Consider the following 17,979-nt stretch of genomic DNA (forward strand, 5'->3'; position numbering starts at 1 on the left):
CATGAAGTTTTAAATGATTAATTAAAATTACTATTTTATAATTTTAATAACACTATCTTTAGATTCGACAGCTTCTGTTGTATAGGTCATTGCTTTCTTGATTTTTTGAATAACTTCATCGTTATTTTGTTTATTTGTATGGATGGTTGCAATTTTGTCTCCTTTTTTAATTGCATCTCCTAACTTCACATGGAATGTTATTCCTACTTGATGGTCAATTTGATCTTCTTTTGTCTCTCTACCTGCACCAAGTAGCATAGCAGCTTCACCAATTGCTTGTGTGTTTACAGAAGCGTAATACCCTTCCTCATCACTTAATACGTCAATTGATTGCTTCACTTTTAATTCATTTACACTCGTTATATCTCCATCTTGCGCTTCAACAAATTCAACTAATTTTTTATAAGCTGTTCCATTTGCAATAACATCAGATACCAAACTTCTAGCTTCTTCAATCGTAGAAGCTTTTTTCGCAAGTAATACCATTTGTGAAGCAATTTCCACAGAAACATCATAAATATCTTTGCTATAATCACTATCACGTAGTAATTTTATCGCTTCAATAACTTCATTAGCATTACCAACTTCATCTCCTAAAGGCTGGTCCATTCTTGTAAGCACAGCAACAGTTTCACGATCTAATTTTTTGCCAATTTCAACCATAGCAGTAGCCAATTTTTCGGCTTCTTCTACTGTTTTCATAAAAGCTCCATTACCTACTTTTATATCTAATACAATTGAGTCTGCTCCTGAGGCAATTTTTTTACTCATAATAGAACTAGCAATTAAAGGAATCGAATCTACTGTACCCGTTACATCACGTAATGCATATAATTTTTTATCCGCTGGCACTAAGTTTCCTGATTGTCCAACTAGTGCGATACCATGCTCTTTTACCTGCTCTTTAAATGTATCTAATGGTAATTCAGTGTGAAATCCTTTAATAGATTCTAACTTGTCTACTGTTCCACCAGTGTGACCTAGCCCTCTTCCACTCATTTTTGCAAATGGGATACCTAATGAAGCAATAATTGGTGCAACAATTAAGCTAACTTTATCACCTACACCACCTGTAGAATGCTTATCGACCACAATAGTATTTAAGAAAGACATATCTATCTGATCTCCGGAGTTCACCATAATGTCAGTTAAATCAGATGTCTCTTGATTCGTTAAACCATTAAAATAAATTGCCATCAATAGAGAAGATACTTGATAATCTGGAATATTACCTTCTACATACCCAGTAATCACATGTTTTATCTCATCGTAACTTAACACTTCTCCATATTTTTTTTTATTAATAATTTCTACTGTATTCATAACTTCAACATCCTCTCCAAAATAGTACCAAATCACATTGATTGAATGATATTGCGAACAAATTGTAAAAAGCTCTCTCTAACTTTATCTGTAGTTTCAATCACTTCGTCATGTGTTAAAGGCTGATCTAATATACCTGCCGCCATATTTGAAATACAAGAAATACCAAGCACTTTTATTCCAGTGTGGTTAGCTACAGTCACTTCGGGAACAGTTGACATTCCCACTGCATCGCCACCTAGTGCACGTAACATTCTTACCTCTGCCGGTGTTTCATACACAGGTCCACTATTACCTACGTATACACCTTGTTGTACTGTTAAATCTAAGTCTTTAGCAACGTTTTTTGCAAGTTGCAATAAATCTTTATCATATGCAGTCGACATATCAGGAAAACGAGGGCCATGTCTTTCATCATTTGGACCAATTAACGGGTTATCTCCCATTTGGTTAATATGATCTGTAATTAACATTAAATCACCGGCAGAAAAAGATTCATTTACCCCACCAGCTGCGTTTGTAACAATTAATTTTTCAATATTTAATTCCTTCATGACTCGAACAGGAAATGTTACTTGTTGCATGGTATACCCTTCGTAATAATGAAAACGACCCTGCATCGCAATTACTTGGTTCCCTTCCATAGTGCCAATTACTAATTGTCCTTTATGACCAGACACAGTTGATGTTGGAAAGTGAGGGATATCTTTATATTCAATGGAGACTGCCTCTTCAATTTCATCTGCCAATACACCTAGGCCCGATCCTAAAATTAAACCAATTGATGGTTCTCTATTCATTTTATCTTTTATAAAACTTGCTGCTTCTTGAATATATTGATTTTCCATTTTATCTTCCCCTTTATTTAATATCGTTCAAAAAACTTTCCCCATGTTCAGGTAACTTAATCCCAAAGTTATCTGCAACAGTTGCTCCTATGTCGGCGAACGTTCTTCTAATAGGTAATTCTTTTGCCTGGTTAATTTGGTTATGATAAACGAGTAATGGCACGTATTCTCTTGTGTGGTCAGTACCATGATGAATTGGGTCATTTCCATGATCAGCTGTAATTATCAGAAGATCATCATCATGTAGCTGTTCAATAATCTCTGGTAGCTGTTGATCAAACTCTTCTAAAGCTTTTCCATACCCTATTGCATCTCTTCGATGCCCATATTTTGCGTCAAAATCAACAAGATTTAAGAAATTTAAGCCATTAAACGATTTATCCATTGACTTTCGTAATTGTACCATACCATCATTATTATCTTTGGTTCGGATCGTTTCTGTAACACCTTCACCATCATAAATGTCTGATATTTTACCTAATGCTAAGACATCATAATTATTATCCTTTAATTCATTCATTACTGTTCTGCCAAATGGCTTCAACGCATAATCATGACGATTCGGTGTACGTTCAAATGCACCAGGTACACCAACAAACGGCCGTGCAATTACTCTTCCAACCATGTATTTTTCATCTAAAGTTAGTTCTCTCGCAATTTCACAAATCTTATATTGCTCATCTATTGGAATAATCTCTTCATGTGCAGCAATTTGCAATACAGAATCCGCCGATGTATAAACAATTAGCGACCCAGTATCCATATGTTGCTTTCCAAGTTCATCAAGAATCTCTGTACCAGATGCCGGTTTATTTCCAATCACCTTACGACCAGTTTTTTGTTCTAACTCTTGGATTAACTCATCCGGAAACCCATCCGGAAATGTACGAAATGGGTTTTCTATATGCAATCCCATAATTTCCCAATGTCCAGTCATTGTATCTTTACCATTAGATGCTTCTTGCATTTTTGTATAATGAGCTTTTGGTTGAACTGCGGGCTCAATACCTTTAATCTTTCGGATATTACTTAATCCAAGACTTTCCAATGTAGGCATATTTAATCCCTTCATTTTCTCTGCAATATGTCCTAATGTATCTGCTCCTATATCATTAAAATCTTTTGCATCGGGAGCTTCTCCAATTCCTACTGAATCCATTACAATTAAAAATACTCGTTTAAAATTATTCATAGTTTGTTCATACCTCCTGTTATGTATATTCCCGAAACACGCTATAACTATGTTCCCTCTATTTGATGTTAGATGTCAGACAACATATCTGAAAAAAATTAGGCTCTTGGATGATAAGTTTGGTACATATCTTTTAAGCGAGCCTTTGTAACATGTGTATAAATTTGAGTTGTTGATATATCTGCATGTCCTAACATCTCTTGGACTAAACGTAAGTCTGCCCCGTTTTCTAATAAATGTGTAGCAAAAGAGTGGCGAAGTGTATGTGGTGTAATCTTTTTTAGTATCCCAGCCTCTAATGTAAGCCCTTTTAAGATTTTCCAAAAACCTTGCCTAGTTAATCTTCTTCCATGTTGATTGACAAACAAAGAATCCTCTTGTCTATTCTTTTTAATCAAGCTGTCTCTTGCCTCAGAAATATACTTTTCTAGATAATATTTTGCCGTATCTCCGAGCGGAACAATTCTTTCTTTAGAACCTTTCCCGAAGCATTGCACAAAACCCATCGTTAAATGTAAATCACTTACTTTTAAAGAAATCAACTCTGATACTCGCAGACCGGTAGCATATAGTAATTCTAACATTGCTTTATTTCGAATGGAAAGTTTGGAATTCATATCAATGTCTAATAATCGATCTACTTCATCTTGAGATAAGGTATCCGGGAGTTTACGATCTTTTTTAGGTGTTTCAATATGTAAACTCGGATCATTTGAAGTAATCTGTTCCCGAATTAAAAATTGATGAAAAGAACGAATTGAAGAAATATGTCTAGAAATGGTTGCTGTTGATTTCTCTTGATCTTTTAACATATAAAGAAACCCCATAATATCTGTTCTAGAAATCTTATCCCACGATGCAGTTTTATCATGGTCTTTCATATATTGCAAGTAATTCGTCAAATCTCTTTTATAAGAACTTAATGTATTTTCAGACAATCCACGTTCAATACGAAGAAAATGAAAGAAATCTTCAATAGCGTATTCTAACATAATATTACTCATCTCCTAAAAAATTTAAAGGAAGTAGGTCAAATAATCCGTTATTTTCTTGAAAGACTTTTACTGCTGGACCCTGTGGCGGATCAAATCGGTGTATATATAAATATTCTTTGTGCATAAGTTGTAGTGCGTAATAAAAGATACAAGCACTAATCATAAATAACAAAAATATTTTTATCATATCAATTATTAGTTTACGCATCACATATCTCCCAATTATTTATTCTATTGAAAGAATATGCTTGTCCTATCCATAAATATTACAATCAATTATGAAACAAAAAATATTGCCTTTTTCCAATGGAAAAAGGCATACTATGTTGCTTTAACAATAGCTTCTTGGCATTGTTTACATATACCGTGAAACGTTAGCCGATGGTCTTTCACTTCAAATCCCCAATCTGTTTGCACGATACGTTCTACATCTTCTAATAAATCATTCTCAATTTCTTCAACAGAACCACATTCAATACATACTAAATGATGATGAAAATGTTTTGCGCCTTCTTTACGTAAATCGTATCGAGAAACGCCATCACCAAAGTTAATTTTATCTACAATTTTTAGCTCCGAAAGCAACTCTAATGTACGATACACTGTAGCCAATCCAATTTCTGGTGACTTTTCTTTTACGAGTAAATATACATCTTCAGCACTGAGGTGATCTTCTTCTCGTTCAAGAAGCACACGTACAGTTGCTTCCCTTTGGGGAGTTAGTTTATAGCTATGCGAGTGTAGCTGTTTTTTTATATGTTCAATCCGATGTTCCATGGATAGTCGCCTCCCTCTTTACCCAACTATATTATAATCTTTCAAATAGAACGTGTCAAAGTGTATTATCACTTTTAAATTATAATAATTATAATATAATATTTACTATAAGTAAACTCTTTGGATCCACTCAACCATTATCGTGTTCGAAATATAAGCTTCTATGATAGCTGCGATTCCCGTACAAACAATTAAAATAACAAACGAAGTTGTTAATTTAAAAAATGGTTGTGATAAAGAGGTGTTATTTCGTTTAGCAACTAATTTACCTAATAATCCCAATGAGAATATCATGCATATACTTCCAGCGATAATATAAATAGGAATAATAAAAATGTTTTGTGGAGCTATTGAAATCGCGGACAAAATTAATCCGTCCATTCCTAACCAATTCACTATAAAACCTACAGAAAAACCTACAACCATTCCTTTAATAAAAATTAATATCCACACAATTGGAAGTCCGATTACACTTAATGCAAAAATAAACATTAAGCCTAAATATTTTATATGGTAAAAGAAGCTTTGCCATAGTATATCTCTATTGTTTAAAGTCGACCCTTCCTCTGTTGTTTGGATGAAAAACCGTTCCAAATAGAAAAATAAATCTTGTTTTTGAACTACGTCCATACTATTTACTATAACGGCACCAAAAACTATACCAGTTAAAAATAATATAGTCATAAATATATAAATGGTTGCATGCTGTTTAAAGTGATTAAAGACTACATAGCTCTTATGCATCAAAATCCTCCTAAAATAATTATCTATAATTTAATCTATGAGGATTTCAACATAAAAATAACTTATTTTATATTTTTAATAGATTACATATAAGTTACCCTTTTTTTAGAGAATGTAAGTATAATATAGCATAATTTGTTTTTGCATCATGTATCTCTTGATTCAATACCATTTGCTTTGCTTGATCCAAGGAAACTTCTCTTACTTCCACAAATTCATCATCATCTCCTGTAGGTGGTTGTTCTAAAGGAATTAAGTCATCTGTGATATAGATATAAATTAGTTCATTCGCAAAACCGGGTGATGTATAAAATGATGTGACAAAAGAAAGATTGGTAGTAGTAAATCCTGTTTCTTCTTCTAATTCACGTACAGCTGCTGTTAAGGGATTTTCGCGCTCTTCTAGTTTACCAGCAGGGATTTCACATAGTGCTTTTTCTAATGGTTTGCGGTACTGTTCTACTAAAATAATATTTCCATCTTTCGTAATTGGAATAATCCCTACTGCTCCTGGGTGATTGACGATTTCTCTCTTCGAAGTTTTCCCATTCGGTAATTCTACTTCATCTACTTTTAAATCTATTACATTTCCATTAAATATAGATTCTGATGAAATGGTCTTTTCTTCAAATTTATGCATGTGTTTTTCTTCCTTTCTTATCTACTATGTGTGTAAAGGTTGTTTTCTTTTCTTACTAATTCTACAATAATCATATAATCCATATGATAAGGAGGCAAATAATGCGTTATAATTTACTAGGTAAATCTAACATAAGTATATCTGAATTAACATTAGGATGCATGTCACTTGGCTCAGACTATCAACATGCAAATAAAATAATCGATGCAGCTGTAGAGAACGGAATAAATCACTTAGATACAGCTGATTTATACGATTTTGGTATAAATGAACAGATCGTAGGTAAATCGATCAAGCATCAACGTGATCAAGTAGTCATTACTTCAAAAGTAGGAAACCATTTTCAAGAAGGTTCAAAAGATTGGTTTTGGGATCCTTCGAAAGAATATATTCATCATGCTGTTCGTGACAGCTTAAAACGACTTCAAATAGATTATCTTGATGTATGTATGTTACACGGAGGAACCATTGATGATCCAATTGACGAGACAATTGAAGCTTTTGAAGAATTAAAAACAGCTGGCTTGATACGCACGTATGGTATTTCATCTATTCGACCTAACGTTATAAGAGAATATGCCAATCGCTCTTCTATTGATGTATTAATGACACAATATAGCCTTCTAGATCGTAGACCAGAAGAAGAAATACTACCTTTAGCACTGGAAAATAACATTAGTGTGGTGTGTAGAGGTCCACTTGCAAAAGGGATGATAAGTAATAAAATGAAGGATGTTATTGACAAAAAAGGAGAAAATGGTTATTTAAATTATAGTTATACGGAATTAAAAAACTTGAATGATAGACTACATGAAATTCGTTCCGATTATTCTATACAAGAGCTAGCTATGCATTATGTCGGTGATCACCCAGCTATTACTTCAACCGTATTCGGGGCTAGCTCATTAGACCAATTAGAAGAAAATATTCATGAATATAATAAAACGGACCGTATAGATGATACTATTTATCATCGATTACAAGAGATTACAAAAGCACAAACCTACGAGAAGCATCGATGAATATAAACAGTGTAAGATAATAACTATTCTTGAATGAATTTGATTGGGGCGCCCGCATAATACTAGTAAGACGGTTAAGCTTTTTATGAAAAAGGAAAATCCTTTGCTAAGTTGCTTTTTCAACTCGTCTTTGCAAAGGGGCGCCGCCTCAGCTTATTCATTCTTATTAATTGTTATTGAAGGGTTTAATATACCTTCATTGCTATATAATCGAAATAGGCTCCCGCGTACATCTAGTTTTAATTCATTATAAAAAAATACTTTCTGTTCGCGATTAACATAAGTTGGAAATGTATTTGTGTCAATAGCTTCTGCATTATCAGGTAAGCTAGTAACCCAACGCACTGTGGGGACACCATTTACACCGCATACACCTTCCGTATCGTAAAACAAATATAAATTATCCCCCTGTTCATATTGTTTCTGTAATAATTCTTTCGCCTCATTCGTAAATTCTAATTTCATATATCGCACCTCTATTATTTTTTATCGAATTGTTTCCTTAAAACTGCTTCCATAACTCCTGGTATTAATCGATAGAAGATACTTCCTAATTCCATCCACAATGGCATGTTAATCTCGCGTTTACTTGTAAATAAATGTGTAACGATTTTATCTGCTACTCGTTCTGGGTCTAACATATACCTCTCTACATTTTGCTTATAAGTACCATCTTTATCTGCTCGTTCAAAAAAGTTCGTTCTTACTGGACCTAAATTTACTGCCATGATACTAATCGATGACATTTTACATTCCAATCTTAATACGTTTGTAAACCCTAGCATAGCTTGTTTAGATGATGCATACGCAGCAGATTTAGGTGTAGAAATTTTTGCAGCTTGAGAAATGACATTTACAATTTGCGTATTAGCATTCGTTTTTCTAAAGTATGGTAATATACTTTGTGATAATTGAATCCCAGCAAATACGTTTAATTGAAACATTTCTAATAAGTCATCATAATTCATATCTTCTATTGAATCGAAAACTCCAACACCTGCATTATTAATTAATCCATCTACTTGTTTATTTTCATTAAAAATAATTGGTATTAAGTGATCAATTTTATTATTGTCAGTTAAGTCAATAGGGTAAATAGCACTCTTTTGATTATACAATTGATCAATTTCTTTTTGAATAGTTACGAGTTTATCACGAGAGCGTGCCACCAAAATAGGAAAACCTCCTTGGCTTGCTATCTTTTTAGCTAAGATCTCTCCTATACCGCTAGAGGCGCCAGTAATTACTATTTTTTTATCCAATAAACGTTGATTAATCTTCATTATAAAAACCTCTTTATAGAACGTCTTTTTATACAAATATTGTACCGCGGATTGCATCGTGTGTATATCCTTGTTAATTGACTTCTTTCCAAAAATCAAACACAATAATGTGAAGGGGTGAAACAATGACAAAGATTATAGCCCATCGAGGAGCAAGTAAATACGCACCTGAGAATACAAGAGCTTCTTTTGAGCTTGCTTATCAAATGAATGTGGATGGTATTGAGACAGATGTTCAATTATCAAAAGATGGAATACCTGTATTATTCCACGATGAAAAGATAAAACGCACTGCAAGAAAAAGAGGATATATTCAAGAATATACATATAACGAGTTAAAAACAATGGATGTAGGTAGTTGGTTTGGAAACGAATATAACGGGGAATTCATAATGTCATTAGAGGAATTTCTTTTATGGATAGCGGATAAACCATTATTATTACATCTGGAATTAAAAAATAATCAAATTGATTATCCACACTTAGAAATACTTACTTACAACCTTGTTGAAAGATATGGATTGCTGGATCGTACGTTTTTTTCTACTTTTTCAACTAGAAGTATTCAACGTTTAAATAAGATTAGCACAGATACGAATATCGGTTGGCTAACAAATAAGTCTAGGCACCAACTTCCATTATTTTCTCGATCTTTAGGTGCAAATGCCATCCATATAAAGTACCGTCTCTTACAACCAAAACTTGTTCAACAAGCAAAAACAGAGAATATGCCTCTAAGGGTATATACCGTAAACAAACTAAAACATATACACCTTTGTTTTCAATATAAATGTGATAGTATTTTTACAGATGTACCAGATGTTGCGAAAACCATCTATCAATCTTATTTATAAATAGAAAGTTGGTGAATACATGGAACTCGTCTTCCTTGGAACCGGTGCTGGACTCCCTTCAAAAACAAGAAATGTTTCTGCTGTTGCTTTAAATATGACTCAAGAAATTAATGAAGTTTGGTTATTTGATTGTGGGGAAGCAACACAACATCAGATATTACATACCAACTTAAAACCAAGAAAGATTACGAAGATATTTATTACACATCTTCACGGGGATCATATCTATGGTCTACCTGGATTATTAAGTAGCCGTGCCTTTCAATCAGGTGAAAATCAACCACTTAGTATTTATGGACCAGTTGGGATCAAAGAATTTGTGGAATCCACTTTACGTATTAGTCAGACAAATCTTACATATCCAATAACGATTAAAGAAATAACAGAAGACGGTCAATTATTTGAAACAAAAGAAATGGTTGTTGAAACAAAAAAATTACAACATGGTATTGCTAGTTATGGATATCGTATAAATGAAAAAGATAAACCAGGTGAACTTTTAGTAGAAAAATTAAAGGAATTTGGTATTTCTCCTGGCCCAATTTATCAACAAATAAAGGAGAATGAAATCACCAAATTAGATAATGGATCTATCATTTATCGTGATGATGTCCTTGGACCTCCAAAAAAAGGAAAGATAATATCAATTCTAGGAGATACACGCTATTCACTTGAAAATATTCCATTTATTAAGTTCAGTGATATACTTATACATGAGTCAACATTTACTCAAGAAAAAGAATTATTAGCATTTGAGTATAAACATTCAACAAATGTACAAGCAGCAAAACTAGCCAAAAAAGCAAATGTAAACAGATTATATTTAACTCATATATCCTCCCGCTACCAGGAAGAGGATGCAGATTCAATCATTGAAGCTGCAAGAGAAATTTTTCCAAGTACTTGGTTAGCAAATGATTTTAGTGTTTATGAAATATAGATTTTTATAGATAGAGGAGAGACAAACGTAATGGAATTATTAGAAAGGTATCAATCAATAGTCGAAAATCAACGAGCCTATTATAATCATGGCAATACGGTTGATTACTCTTTTCGAAAACAACAGTTAGAAAAAATGAAAGATATGCTAAAAGAATATGAAAGTCATATTTTTCGAGCGTTGAAACATGATCTGAATAAATCGAAACACGAAGTGATTACGTCAGAGTTGGGTATTCTGTACTCGGAAATCGACAACATGTTAAAGAACCTACGTCAGTGGATGCAACCAGATAAAGTCACAAATCCGATTACCCATAAAGGATCAAAAAGTTATATTATGAAAGAACCCTTAGGAGTTATCCTTGTCATAGCTCCTTGGAATTATCCATTACAATTATCTTTAGCCCCAGTTATTGGTGCTATAGCAGCTGGCAATACCGTAATCATTAAGCCATCTGAACATGCGCCTCATACTTCGGAATTAATCGCTGAAATGGTTCAAAATACATTTGATAGTTCATTCCTAACTGTTGTTCAAGGTGCCAAAAATGAAACAGAAGCATTATTAAAGCAGCGTTTTGATCATATATTTTTCACCGGCGGTGCTGCAATCGGTAAGATTGTAATGCGTGCAGCTAGTGAATTTCTTACTCCTGTGACACTTGAATTAGGAGGTAAAAGTCCTGCTATAGTTGACGAAGATGCGAACATACAAGTTGCAGCCAAACGTATTGTATGGGGAAAATACACAAATGCGGGTCAAACTTGTGTAGCTCCAGACTATATTCTTGTACATGAAAAAGCTAAATTTAAGCTATTGAAAGCGATGAAAAAACACATCAAATCCATGTATGGTAAAGATCCTCTTCAAAATGAAGCATACACGAGAATTATTCATGAAGGTCATTTTGATCGATTAACAAATTTTCTTTCAAATGGTACAATCGTACACGGTGGAGAATTTAATCGAGATTCATTATCCATTGAACCGACTATATTAGATAAAATCACATGGGATGAAGCCATTATGAAAGAAGAGATCTTTGGACCAATCCTACCTGTATTAACTTATACAAATATTGAAGATGCTTTATATCAAATTAAACTAAAAGAAAAGCCTCTAGCACTATATTACTTTGGAGAGAATGAAAAAATGCAACAACAAGTGATGGAATATGTCTCTTTTGGTGGTGGAGCTATTAACGATACCATCTATCACCTAGCTAACCCTCATCTTCCCTTTGGAGGAGTAGGTGCTAGTGGTATGGGTGCTTATCATGGAAAAGCAAGTTTTGATACTTTTTCACATCATAAGAGCATCATGAAACAGACAACCAAATTTGATATACCATTTCGTTATCCTGGTGGTAAGATTTCTTCAAATATCGTCAAAAAGTTTTTAACATAATTTATGGATAAGTGTTATATCCTTATTTAGATCCTGTATCCATTCATATTAAAAAGCCATATTTCCATTCTTTATTAGAATAGGATTTATGGCTTTTTATAATCATCTAGAAAGTCTTTTTGAAAACTAGTACGTGGTTGCTGATTATCTTGACTCTCACTTGTATTCTTTTGTGAAGTAATAATATTCGAACCATATTTTTTTGTTAATTTATCAACTGTTACCTGGAGCTTTTCTTTCTTTTCTATTGATTCATACGTGAATAAATCTAACTGTTCTCCTATATTTCTTTTTGTTTCCATATCTTGTAATGATACCCCCAATAAACGGACAGGTTCTTCATTCCAATGTTGTTCAAAAAGCTCTTTCGCCACAAATAATATCTCAGAATGATTATCAATATAGTTATATAACTTTTTGCTCCTTGTAATCGTTTTTCTATCATGATATCGTATTGTAATTTGGACCGTTTTACCAGCAGCTTCCTTACGTTTCACTCTTCGTTCTACATTGTCGACTAATTCATGAATTAATTGTTTAAGTTCTGTTACATCTGTGGAATCGTGAGGCAATGTTTGAGAGCTGCCAATACTTTTAAAATCATGGACGGCTTCAGGATCTACTAAGCGGTTGTCTATTCCATTGGCACGATTTTGCAATCGTTCTCCATTAACACCTAAAAGTTGTTTTAGTTCATATACATCTTTCTTAGCTAGGTCTCCTATTGTTTTAATTTCTATACTATTTAACTTCTCTGCTGTTTTTTCTCCTACCCCATACATTTCTTCTACTGACATTGGCCAAAGTAATTTCTCTACCTCTCTTTTTCGAAGCACTGTTATCCCGAGGGGCTTCTTCATATCAGATGCCATTTTAGCAAGAAATTTATTTGGTGCTATTCCAATACTACAAGGAATATCAAGTTCGCTTAAAATTCGTTGCTGTAATTGATTCGCTGTAACCAATGGATCTTTCGCATAAATCGTATCTGTAATATCCATATATCCTTCATCAATCGATACCGGCTGAACATATGGTGTAATCTCTGCTAACATTTTAAAAATTTCACGTGATGCTGCTCGATAACGCTCAAAATTTGGACGCATTAGAATCAATTCTGGACAAAGCTTTTTCGCTTGCCATATCGGCATGGTTGTTTTTACACCTTTTCCTCTTGCTTCATAACTACTTGTTACAATAATGCCCTTTCTTTCTTCAGGGTTTCCTGCAATTGCAAGCGGCTTTCCTTTTAACGATGGATTAAATGCCATTTCTACAGAAGCATAAAAACAATTCATATCAATATGAAAAATAATACGATGTTTTCTGGCTTTAGTTGGTTGCATAAATAACCTTCCTTTATGAGGAAAAGCACCCCTTCTCTACGAATAGGGTGCCAATACCTCCACTTCACATTATTGATTAGAAGCTTCCTTTACGATTTCTGTTATTAACTCGGTAACTTTTACTAAATCTTCTACTTTAATATGTTCATCTGTGGTATGAATTTGTTCATAACCAACAGCTAAATTAACAGTAGGAATACCAAATCCAGCGATAATATTCGCATCACTACCGCCACCACTTTTTTCTAATTTGCTTTCGCGACCTATTGCTTTTGCTGCTTTACGAGCCACTTCAACAACTTGTTCTCCCTCTTTATGATTAAATCCAGGATAAGCTACTACAGTGGTAACTTCAGCAGAGCCCCCATAAGTTTTGGCTGTTTCTTCAAAGGCTTTTTTCATTTTTTTAACTTGTGATTCCATTTTTTCCGGGACTAATGAACGAGCTTCTGCTAATATCTCTACATGATCAACTACGATATTTGTTTGCTTACCACCTTCGAATCGACCGATATTTGCTGTTGTTTCATTATCGATCCGCCCCAACGGCATATTAGATATAGCTTTTGCTGCTAAAGTAATTGCTGAAATACCTTTTTCTGGTTCTAGACCAGCATGTGCAGTTTTCCCTTTAATTATCGCGTGTACCTTTGCTTGAGTAGGAGCGGCTACTATTATATCTCCTACTTCCCCATTACTGTCTAGAGCATAACCATAAGAAGCATCAAGTTTTGTACTATCTAGTGCTTTTGCTCCAACTAATCCAGATTCTTCACCTACTGTGATAATAAATTGGATTTGCCCATGTGGAATATTATTCTCATTTACTACACGAATCATCTCTAACATAGATGCTAAACCAGCTTTATCATCTGCACCTAGAATCGTCGACCCATCTGTAGAAATCACGCCATCTTTAATTAGTGGTTTAATGCCTTTACCTGGAACTACTGTATCCATATGAGAAGTAAAATAAATAGAATCAGCTCCCTCTACATTTCCTTCCCATGTACAAATTAAATTACCTGCACCATGACCGGTTTGCTCCATGGTGTCGTCTTCTTCCACCTTCACTCCAAGGTCTGAAAATTTCTTCACCAATAATTTAGCGATTTCTGCTTCAAATCCTGTTTCAGAATCTACTTGTACTAATTCTAGAAATTCATCTACTAATCGTTGTTCATTTACTAGCATAATTGAATACCTCCCTATTATAGGCTACTACAAAATATTCTTTTTTTACAGTGGAATGTTTCCATGTTTTCGGTTAGGACCTGTTTCTTTTTTATGTTCTAACATAATAAGAGATTGTATTAATTTAATTCTTGTTTCTCTTGGGTCAATAATGTCATCCACCATTCCTTTCGCAGCAGCGTAATATGGACTTGTTGTTAATATTTGATTATCTTTTTCGTCTGTTTCAAAAACACTAGAAGCACTTTCTGGTCCCATAACCGCAATTTCTGCATTTGGCCATGCAAATAGCAGATCCGCCCCTAAAGCTTTACTATTCATTGCAACAAAGGCTCCTCCATAAGCTTTACGTAGTATCACAGTTATTTTAGGTACTGTTGCCTCAGCAAATGCATAAACTAACTTCGCTCCATGACGTATTATTCCTTCTTTCTCATAACGTATCCCTGGGTAAAATCCAGTTACATCCTCTAGAGTTATAATTGGAATATCAAAGCAGTCACAGAATCTGATGAATCGTGCTGCTTTATCACTGGCGTTGGAATCAATTCCTCCAGCCATATGTTTCGGTTGATTGGAAACAACCCCAATGGTTTTACCTAACATTGATGCAAAACCGACTACGATATTTTTCGCGAAAAATTTATGTACTTCTAAAAAGCTTCCGTCATCAACAATTTTCTCTATAATCGGTATAACATCATATGTTTTACCTGATTCACTAGGCACAAGATCAGATAAACTACCACAATAATCTTTATTAGTTAACTGTTTTGACATAGTCGTTGACTTAATAAATGTGAGAAGTTTTGTTGTAATTTGAAAAGCCTCTAGTTCATCTGTTGCTAGAAAATGACAATTACCATTTACCACAGAGTGCATATATGTTCCGCCTAATTCTTCTGCAGAAACAGTTTCTTTCGTAATCGCATCAATAACTTTTGGGCCAGTAATATACATTTGAGAAATGTCCTTCACCATAATTATAAAATCAGTTAGTGCAGGAGAATATACTGCCCCACCTGCATTAGGGCCTAAAATGATAGATATTTGTGGAATAACTCCAGAGTATTTAACATTACGATAAAATATTTGCCCATAACCATCCAACGCAGTTACCCCTTCTTGAATACGAGCACCAGCAGATTCATTCAAACCAATAATTGGTACTTTTGTTTTGGCTGCTAGATCCATCATGGATGCTATCTTTTTCCCTTGCAATTCACCTAATGAACCTCCTCGGACGGTGAAGTCATGGGCAAAAACATATATTGGTTTTTGGTTTATAGTCGCATAGCCTACGACAACGCCTTCTCCTGGTGGATCAGTACTATCTTCAGATTTCTTCATAAATGGATAGAGCTCTATAAATGAACCTTCATCTACTAATGTATCAATTCTTTCTCTAGCAGTTAATTTTCCTTTTCGGTGTTGCTCAGTATTCTTTTCACTCCCTCCCCCTCTAAAAACTATTTTTCTTCTTTGCTGAAGTTCTTCTAATTTTTTATAAATATCTATAATTGTCCCTCCTTTTACAAGTCACAAATTTCAACTAAAACACCATGCAGAGAACGAGGATGTAAAAACGTGACTCTTCGTTGATCAGCTCCAAGTCTTATAGTAGGTTTAATCATTTGTACAGAGCTTTTTGATACAGATAGAATATAAGTAAGATAATTTTCAACTTGTAATGCCAAATGATGAATACCTTCACCACGTTGACTTAAAAAATTCGATATCGAGGAGTGATCATCCATAGGTTCCATTAATTCAATACAAACATCACCATTCATTAATTTCGCTATACGAATTCCTTCTTGTGAAATAATTTGCTCACTTACAACCCGAAACCCTAATTCCTGTGTGAATTTATATATGGCTGGTTGTAATTGATAAACTGCAATTCCTATATGACCAATTTGCATAAACTCCCCCCTATTTGAATCAATAACTTTAATAAAACCTACTCATGTAATTCATGATATAAAATTTTTTTTGTATTTATTCTTTAATTTAAATAAAAACATAAATGTAGCTTGTTCTAATTAATAATTCACGATAGAATAAAGATTAGAGAAATTTGAATTTCGGTGAATTAAAGGAGGAGCCATTGTGACTTCTAAAGGGAATCAATCATTGAAGAAAAAACGTTCGAAGCGTGAGCGTAGAACAAAATTCATTATTTATATTATGATTTTTCTTATGTTAATCTCAACGATAACAGCTGGATTAGCATTTATTATTTAAAAATCGAGAGAATAGCAGTCATTAAGACAAGCTATTTTCTCGATTTTTTTCTTTATGAGATTTTCGTGGAGGAATATCCGTTTTCTTAAATTTATTTTTTATTATAAGGTACTCTTCTATTTCATGTAGTAACTGAAATAAATTTGCTCGAGTTTCAAATTCCTCTCGATTTGTTGGCAGTTCTTCTTCATGAAATTCTCTTCTAAGTTGTCTTAATTCCTCTAAAAACAATATGGCAGTATTTCCAGGATGCACTGAAGTAGATAATTTTTCAAAGAAGTCTGCAATACGATTGGATATATAATCTGTGTTCGGTAAATGGGTAACTAATGGTAACATCTTTTTTAATAATTCAAACTGTCTTTTTCTCATTTGAAAATAATCAAAATACGTGTGATCACTTCGTAATAAATGATTTTCTCTATCTCGTTGTACTAAAGTATTCGCTTTTGTTAGTATATCTTCCGTATCGGTAATTTCTTCACCTTTCCAACTAGAATCTTTATCACGAATATATAAGGAATACTCATAAAGTATACGACTAAAATTTTCTTCTAACTTATCTTGGTTTGTTTTCAACATCTTATCAAGACTCGGCATGTACAGGTTTAATAAAAGACCAGTTCCAATACCAATTGTGATTAAAAGTAACTGGTCAGCTAATAGTGGCCCAGTAATCGATGAAGTACTGTACAAATTTAGAGTAACTACTGAACTAGAAGCAATTCCCGGGGTTACTTTAAAAAATACAGTTACAGGAATAAATAATAGTAACATGATAAAAATGGAGATCGGAGAATAACCAATTAGTTCGAAAAAAATAAACGAAAAGACCATTGCAAGTACACACGCAAGAAAACGCTGCCATGCACTCATCAATGATCTTTTTCTAGATGGCTGTATACATAATATTGTTAATATTCCAGCTGACACAAAGTTGGTTAAACCAAAAAGTTGCGCAAGTGTTATGGAAACTGGCGTCCCAATTGCAGTTTTTATTGTGCGGTAACCAATTTTCAACTTTCATTACTCCCTCAAAATTTCTAAATACAGATGGAATTTACATCTAAATATGTTTGCAGCAAAAATGTGAGTTTCCCCCTGGCATGGTCTCTGGATAACGGTGAAAATTAAAACATATTTTCAACTACTATCTTCTGTGTC

At 33.7% G+C, this 17,979-nt stretch carries 20 protein-coding genes; 5 read left to right on the plus strand and 15 right to left on the minus strand.

The window, feature by feature from the left end; translation table 11 throughout:
• Positions 1 to 30: 30 nt before the first annotated feature.
• The 8 genes from C794_RS09780 to C794_RS09815 all read right to left on the minus strand — a co-directional run bounded on the left by C794_RS09780 (position 31) and on the right by C794_RS09815 (position 6,519).
• On the minus strand, positions 31 to 1,323 hold the full coding sequence (locus C794_RS09780; RefSeq protein ID WP_017796957.1) for a pyrimidine-nucleoside phosphorylase: 1,293 nt from the start codon (positions 1,321 to 1,323) through the stop codon (positions 31 to 33).
• A 32-nt stretch (positions 1,324 to 1,355) separates the two neighbouring features.
• Complete coding sequence (locus C794_RS09785) at positions 1,356 to 2,171, minus strand: purine-nucleoside phosphorylase (RefSeq protein WP_017796958.1); 816 nt, start codon at positions 2,169 to 2,171, stop codon at positions 1,356 to 1,358.
• Positions 2,172 to 2,184: 13 nt separating this feature from the next.
• Entirely contained in the window at positions 2,185 to 3,363 is a 1,179-nt protein-coding gene (gene deoB, locus C794_RS09790) for a phosphopentomutase (protein WP_017796959.1), read from the minus strand.
• A gap of 98 nt (positions 3,364 to 3,461) precedes the next feature.
• Positions 3,462 to 4,355, minus strand: a complete 894-nt coding sequence (gene xerD / locus C794_RS09795) for a site-specific tyrosine recombinase XerD (RefSeq protein WP_017796960.1) — start codon at positions 4,353 to 4,355, stop codon at positions 3,462 to 3,464.
• 4 nt (positions 4,356 to 4,359) lie between these two features.
• Positions 4,360 to 4,566, minus strand: a complete 207-nt coding sequence (locus C794_RS09800; RefSeq protein ID WP_017796961.1) for a DUF4227 family protein — start codon at positions 4,564 to 4,566, stop codon at positions 4,360 to 4,362.
• A gap of 113 nt (positions 4,567 to 4,679) precedes the next feature.
• Complete coding sequence (gene fur / locus C794_RS09805) at positions 4,680 to 5,135, minus strand: ferric iron uptake transcriptional regulator (protein ID WP_017796962.1); 456 nt, start codon at positions 5,133 to 5,135, stop codon at positions 4,680 to 4,682.
• 105 nt (positions 5,136 to 5,240) lie between these two features.
• On the minus strand, positions 5,241 to 5,879 hold the full coding sequence (gene spoIIM, locus C794_RS09810) for a stage II sporulation protein M (RefSeq protein WP_017796963.1): 639 nt from the start codon (positions 5,877 to 5,879) through the stop codon (positions 5,241 to 5,243).
• Positions 5,880 to 5,973: 94 nt separating this feature from the next.
• Positions 5,974 to 6,519 (minus strand): NUDIX hydrolase, encoded by a 546-nt coding sequence (locus C794_RS09815; protein ID WP_017796964.1) that lies wholly within the window; start codon positions 6,517 to 6,519, stop codon positions 5,974 to 5,976.
• Between the two features lie 101 nt (positions 6,520 to 6,620).
• Between C794_RS09815 and C794_RS09820 the strand changes: the two genes are divergently transcribed.
• Positions 6,621 to 7,541 (plus strand): aldo/keto reductase, encoded by a 921-nt coding sequence (locus C794_RS09820; RefSeq protein ID WP_017796965.1) that lies wholly within the window; start codon positions 6,621 to 6,623, stop codon positions 7,539 to 7,541.
• A 153-nt stretch (positions 7,542 to 7,694) separates the two neighbouring features.
• Here the strand turns inward: C794_RS09820 and C794_RS09825 are convergent, their stop codons facing one another.
• Positions 7,695 to 8,006 (minus strand): iron-sulfur cluster biosynthesis family protein, encoded by a 312-nt coding sequence (locus tag C794_RS09825; RefSeq protein ID WP_017796966.1) that lies wholly within the window; start codon positions 8,004 to 8,006, stop codon positions 7,695 to 7,697.
• A gap of 14 nt (positions 8,007 to 8,020) precedes the next feature.
• Positions 8,021 to 8,824, minus strand: a complete 804-nt coding sequence (locus tag C794_RS09830; RefSeq protein WP_017796967.1) for an SDR family NAD(P)-dependent oxidoreductase — start codon at positions 8,822 to 8,824, stop codon at positions 8,021 to 8,023.
• A gap of 125 nt (positions 8,825 to 8,949) precedes the next feature.
• On the opposite strand from C794_RS09830, the gene C794_RS09835 reads away from it, so the two are divergent.
• From C794_RS09835 to C794_RS09845, 3 genes are read left to right on the plus strand one after another with little or no spacing between them, the layout of a single operon-like run.
• Entirely contained in the window at positions 8,950 to 9,678 is a 729-nt protein-coding gene (locus tag C794_RS09835; protein ID WP_017796968.1) for a glycerophosphodiester phosphodiesterase, read from the plus strand.
• A gap of 19 nt (positions 9,679 to 9,697) precedes the next feature.
• A complete protein-coding gene (rnz, locus tag C794_RS09840) occupies positions 9,698 to 10,618 on the plus strand; it encodes a ribonuclease Z (RefSeq protein WP_017796969.1) in 921 nt (306 codons plus the stop codon).
• Positions 10,619 to 10,648: 30 nt separating this feature from the next.
• Positions 10,649 to 12,028, plus strand: a complete 1,380-nt coding sequence (locus tag C794_RS09845) for an aldehyde dehydrogenase (RefSeq protein ID WP_017796970.1) — start codon at positions 10,649 to 10,651, stop codon at positions 12,026 to 12,028.
• Between the two features lie 86 nt (positions 12,029 to 12,114).
• Here the strand turns inward: C794_RS09845 and C794_RS09850 are convergent, their stop codons facing one another.
• The 4 genes from C794_RS09850 to C794_RS09865 form a co-directional block, all read right to left on the minus strand.
• Positions 12,115 to 13,374 (minus strand): DNA polymerase IV, encoded by a 1,260-nt coding sequence (locus C794_RS09850; RefSeq protein ID WP_017796971.1) that lies wholly within the window; start codon positions 13,372 to 13,374, stop codon positions 12,115 to 12,117.
• Positions 13,375 to 13,443: 69 nt separating this feature from the next.
• Positions 13,444 to 14,568, minus strand: a complete 1,125-nt coding sequence (locus C794_RS09855) for a M20/M25/M40 family metallo-hydrolase (RefSeq protein WP_017796972.1) — start codon at positions 14,566 to 14,568, stop codon at positions 13,444 to 13,446.
• 45 nt (positions 14,569 to 14,613) lie between these two features.
• On the minus strand, positions 14,614 to 16,089 hold the full coding sequence (locus tag C794_RS09860; protein ID WP_026133777.1) for an acyl-CoA carboxylase subunit beta: 1,476 nt from the start codon (positions 16,087 to 16,089) through the stop codon (positions 14,614 to 14,616).
• 11 nt (positions 16,090 to 16,100) lie between these two features.
• Positions 16,101 to 16,493 carry a VOC family protein gene (locus C794_RS09865; RefSeq protein ID WP_017796974.1) on the minus strand — a complete coding sequence of 131 codons (393 nt, stop codon included), beginning with the start codon at positions 16,491 to 16,493 and terminating at the stop codon, positions 16,101 to 16,103.
• A gap of 187 nt (positions 16,494 to 16,680) precedes the next feature.
• Here C794_RS09865 and prli42 point away from each other — a divergent pair, with 187 nt between their 5' ends.
• Positions 16,681 to 16,815: a stressosome-associated protein Prli42 gene (gene prli42 / locus C794_RS20700; RefSeq protein WP_017796975.1), complete on the plus strand. Its 135-nt coding sequence runs from the start codon at positions 16,681 to 16,683 to the stop codon at positions 16,813 to 16,815.
• A 21-nt stretch (positions 16,816 to 16,836) separates the two neighbouring features.
• On the opposite strand, the gene C794_RS09875 is transcribed toward prli42, so the two are convergent.
• Positions 16,837 to 17,835: an aromatic acid exporter family protein gene (locus C794_RS09875; protein ID WP_017796976.1), complete on the minus strand. Its 999-nt coding sequence runs from the start codon at positions 17,833 to 17,835 to the stop codon at positions 16,837 to 16,839.
• Positions 17,836 to 17,979: the final 144 nt, after the last annotated feature.

Source organism: Oceanobacillus kimchii X50 (assembly GCF_000340475.1).
Classification (GTDB): Bacteria; Bacillota; Bacilli; order Bacillales; family Amphibacillaceae; genus Oceanobacillus; species Oceanobacillus kimchii.

Coding starts and splice junctions, on each gene's coding strand:
- C794_RS09780 (WP_017796957.1), bottom strand. CDS start 1,323: ATGAATACAGTAGAAATTATTAATAAAAAAAAATATGGAGAAGTGTTA.
- C794_RS09785 (WP_017796958.1), bottom strand. CDS start 2,171: ATGGAAAATCAATATATTCAAGAAGCAGCAAGTTTTATAAAAGATAAA.
- deoB (WP_017796959.1), bottom strand. CDS start 3,363: ATGAATAATTTTAAACGAGTATTTTTAATTGTAATGGATTCAGTAGGA.
- xerD (WP_017796960.1), bottom strand. CDS start 4,355: ATGTTAGAATACGCTATTGAAGATTTCTTTCATTTTCTTCGTATTGAA.
- C794_RS09800 (WP_017796961.1), bottom strand. CDS start 4,566: ATGCGTAAACTAATAATTGATATGATAAAAATATTTTTGTTATTTATG.
- fur (WP_017796962.1), bottom strand. CDS start 5,135: ATGGAACATCGGATTGAACATATAAAAAAACAGCTACACTCGCATAGC.
- spoIIM (WP_017796963.1), bottom strand. CDS start 5,879: ATGCATAAGAGCTATGTAGTCTTTAATCACTTTAAACAGCATGCAACC.
- C794_RS09815 (WP_017796964.1), bottom strand. CDS start 6,519: ATGCATAAATTTGAAGAAAAGACCATTTCATCAGAATCTATATTTAAT.
- C794_RS09820 (WP_017796965.1), top strand. CDS start 6,621: ATGCGTTATAATTTACTAGGTAAATCTAACATAAGTATATCTGAATTA.
- C794_RS09825 (WP_017796966.1), bottom strand. CDS start 8,006: ATGAAATTAGAATTTACGAATGAGGCGAAAGAATTATTACAGAAACAA.
- C794_RS09830 (WP_017796967.1), bottom strand. CDS start 8,824: ATGAAGATTAATCAACGTTTATTGGATAAAAAAATAGTAATTACTGGC.
- C794_RS09835 (WP_017796968.1), top strand. CDS start 8,950: ATGACAAAGATTATAGCCCATCGAGGAGCAAGTAAATACGCACCTGAG.
- rnz (WP_017796969.1), top strand. CDS start 9,698: ATGGAACTCGTCTTCCTTGGAACCGGTGCTGGACTCCCTTCAAAAACA.
- C794_RS09845 (WP_017796970.1), top strand. CDS start 10,649: ATGGAATTATTAGAAAGGTATCAATCAATAGTCGAAAATCAACGAGCC.
- C794_RS09850 (WP_017796971.1), bottom strand. CDS start 13,374: ATGCAACCAACTAAAGCCAGAAAACATCGTATTATTTTTCATATTGAT.
- C794_RS09855 (WP_017796972.1), bottom strand. CDS start 14,568: ATGCTAGTAAATGAACAACGATTAGTAGATGAATTTCTAGAATTAGTA.
- C794_RS09865 (WP_017796974.1), bottom strand. CDS start 16,493: ATGCAAATTGGTCATATAGGAATTGCAGTTTATCAATTACAACCAGCC.